The sequence below is a fragment of the Halanaerobium congolense genome (assembly GCF_004366375.1).
GTDB classification, from domain to species: domain Bacteria; phylum Bacillota; class Halanaerobiia; order Halanaerobiales; family Halanaerobiaceae; genus Halanaerobium; species Halanaerobium congolense.
Window position 1 is genome coordinate 1 of the sequence record NZ_SOEF01000073.1, and the last position, 3,361, is coordinate 3,361.

The 3,361-nt window shown below is 35.6% G+C and carries 4 protein-coding genes; all 4 read right to left on the minus strand.

Features of this window, described 5'->3' with window-relative positions:
- Positions 1-265: 265 nt before the first annotated feature.
- Positions 266-1,018, minus strand: coding sequence for an MBL fold metallo-hydrolase (locus C7954_RS13375; RefSeq protein ID WP_089716254.1), 753 nt, complete (start codon positions 1,016-1,018; stop codon positions 266-268).
- Positions 1,019-1,102: 84 nt separating this feature from the next.
- Entirely contained in the window at positions 1,103-1,774 is a 672-nt protein-coding gene (locus C7954_RS13380) for a HesA/MoeB/ThiF family protein (RefSeq protein WP_089716255.1), read from the minus strand.
- Between the two features lie 2 nt (positions 1,775-1,776).
- Entirely contained in the window at positions 1,777-2,061 is a 285-nt protein-coding gene (locus tag C7954_RS13385; protein WP_089716256.1) for a MoaD family protein, read from the minus strand.
- A gap of 130 nt (positions 2,062-2,191) precedes the next feature.
- Positions 2,192-3,361: aldehyde ferredoxin oxidoreductase family protein (locus C7954_RS13390; RefSeq protein WP_208320702.1), on the minus strand; the 1,170-nt coding region annotated here is incomplete at its 5' end.

Here is a 3,361-nt window from a genome sequence, read left to right on the forward strand (position 1 = left end):
ATCCTCGATTCGCTAACTCCACTAAAATTCCTACTTTTCTGTTCACAGGTTTAGTTTTGTTTATTTTTTAGTATTATATAGCATTAGAAAGATTATTGCAAGTGTTTTAAAATAGAATTTTCTGCAAAATAACTATACCCCTTTGAATTATTCGGATTTTTGAACTTCTGCTAATGTTGGTAAAGCAGCCACTGCACCGCTCACAGATGCAGCCAGAGAACCAGCATAATTTGCAAATTCATCAGATAAAACAAGATTATCTATATTAACTTTTTGTATAAAGAATTTTTTCCCCTGCCTTAGTAATTTCAACAACTCTAGTCTGATTGGAGTTAAATCTATCTTTAAAAAATTTAGTTACATCATAATTATCAGCAAAATGGATTGGTATAAAAAGTGCTGGCTTTATTTCATTAATAAAGTACTCTCCTGCCAAATAGTAATTTTCTTCTAACCTTGGGTCTACAGGAACAAAGGCTATATCTATTTTTTTTCCTTTTAGTTTATCCACTTCTCTTTTATATTCTCTTGCCTCTCTTTTTTGAACTTTCTCGCTAAATTTTTTCCATTTCCACCAGTTTAGATCCCCAGCATGAAAAATACTTAAATCATCAAGCTCAACTAAAAATGAAACTCCCTCATCTGTACTGCCATAAGTTGAAATGCTGATATTTTCCAGCTTTAGTTCCTCATCTTTTTCCATTAAATAAAGATTATCCTTATTTTCTAGCTCAGCTTCTAATTCAACCTCAGCTGCCAAGATATAATTTAGCTGATCACAATAATTTTCCCATTCAAAAATCACTTTATTATAGTGGTCATGGTGGCTGTGCGAGACAAATACATAAAGCTCATTTATACTCTTAAAACTTTCTTCTCTAATAACACCTTTTTCTAAAGAACTGCTCAAAGCTTTTTTATTTTGTGGCTCATCCTTAAAATAATCAAATACAAATAATTTATTTTTAACTTTAACTGCAGTTCCACTGTGAAATAAGTGATATATTTCTGTCTGCATTTTATCATCTCCTGAATTTAAGGCTAACAAAAAAAATTATTTTTATCAAGTATAATTATTACAATTAATTCAATAAAATCAGATCTAATTTAAATCAATTTTTTCCATCTGACTGTTTAAGAGATCAAGATGCAGCAGCTGATTTTTTAAATAATTGTCAAAACCGAGTAAATATTTTAAAGCTTCGAGCACTTGAATAGAAGCGGTTACTGCTACAGCTGGTGAGAAAACAGCGGGAGTTTCTTCTTTTTCTGAACCTGCAAAAACATCTTTTAACCTTATTTTGCTTTCAGGAAGCACCAGCATAATCTGAGCAAAAAACCCTTCGATTCCGGCGTGAATAAAGGGCAGCTCATTCTCTAAAGCCAGCTGATCTAAAATAAAGCGAGACTCAAAATTATCCATTCCATCAAAAATAATATCTATCTCAGTTGGAATTTCAGCTGCCGGCGTTATTTTTTCATTTCTGGAAATTATCTCTGTCTCCAAGTCAAAGTCATTTAAAAACTCAGCTGCTGCCTCTACCTTTAGCCGGCCGAGATCTTTTTTCCCGTAGCAGAGCTGGCGGTTTAAATTGGAGATTTCAACCCTGTCATAATCATAAAGATAAAGCTTATTAACCCCAATTCGCTGCAGCTGCAGAGCCTGATTGGTTCCCAGTCCACCAGTTCCAGCAATCAAAATATTTAGTTCTTCTATTCGTTTTCTTTGTGCTTTGCTGAAAAGTTTTTCCTGTCTTTTTAAATAATCTTTCATAATCAACCTCCTGCAGATGGGGGAAATAAAGTGACTATATCCTGGTTACTTATTTTTGTTTTTAACTGATCTAAATGTAAAACATTATGGCCATTGACTAAAATGATTGCTCCTGCAGAAATACTCCGGTCCTCCTCCAGCAGCTTTTGAGTAAAATAGCCATCATACTCCTGATCTAACTTTTCAATTAATTCAGCAATTGTAATTTCATTATCCAGTTCATATTCAGTTCCCGAACTTTTTAAGTTGATTCTAAATAGCGAATAAAATTTAACTTTTAATGCCAACTTGATCACCCTTTATATAAAATTCCACCCAGCTCTCTAGAGAGAACTGGATGGATTTACGAGGCTAAATTGAATAACCTTAAACTGCAATATATTTTTTAAAAGCCAATTATTTACCCCGCCAATATTATTATTTAATTTTCATATCCTTTAGTTTCTGTTCACTGATCCAACCATCTTCCTGCCAGCCTCTAACTTCATAATATTCAGGTAAAATCTTTTTGTATTCTGCCTTCATACCTTTTTGCGGACCATCAGGTAGTGGCTCATCAAAACGAGGTGGCAATGTATCCTCTGCAGGAGTTATTCCAGCTTCCATGTTAAACTGACGCTCTAAGTTATAAATTCTCTCACCAGTTTCAAGTAAGGAATCAGATGTATAGTCAAATTGTGTACCGGCATTTACTATTTCTCTGTAATCATCAAGTCCCAGAGCAAAGGAAGTAAAAAGACACATTCCAACCGAATCAATAACAGCTGTTAAATCCTGGAATGTTTTAACCCAGCCAGCTTTACCTTCCAGTTCCTGTGGATCAAGCTTTTCTGGAGCTCCTAAAACCTCAGGTGAAATCATATAACCTCTAACATGACAGCCGCCGCGGTTGGAAGTTACATAATTAAGTCCCTGTCCCTGAACTCCGCGAGGATCATAAGCAGGAAGCTCCTGTTTTTTAACACTCATTGAAAGTTCAGGCTGACCTTTAGAGTCTGCCAGACGATATGAACCTTCTGCTAGCTTATCACCTAGTCCTTTACGGTAAGCCATCTTCTCTGTGTAATAAATTATTGATTCTGAAGAACCGAATTTTAACTCAGGTCCGTTTTCCAGTTCATCCTTATCAATATAACCTTTTTCATATAACTCCATGGCACAGGCGATAGTTGTACCTGCAGTAATGGTATCCATGCCAAGATCATTACAGAGAAAATTAGCCTCAGTAATTGCATTTAAGTCATTAACTCCACAGTCAGCTCCAAATGCCCAACCTGATTCATATTCTGGACCTTCACCCTGCTGGCCATTAGGGAGTTTAGTGTCCCTGGCACAGCGAATTGGACAGCCATAACAGCCTTTATTCGACTGTAGATATCCTTTTTCCACCAGAGCTTCACCGGATACCTCATCTACATCAGCAAAAGTACCACCATCCTGAAAATTATTGACTGGATAAAGACCTGTAGAGTTAATAATATTATCCAGTACCTTGGTACCTAAAGCAGGTAAGCCTTCTCCGGTTACCCCATCTTCTTTCAGCATCTTGGTCTGTTTTCTAACAACCTTCATCATTTCATCTTTAAA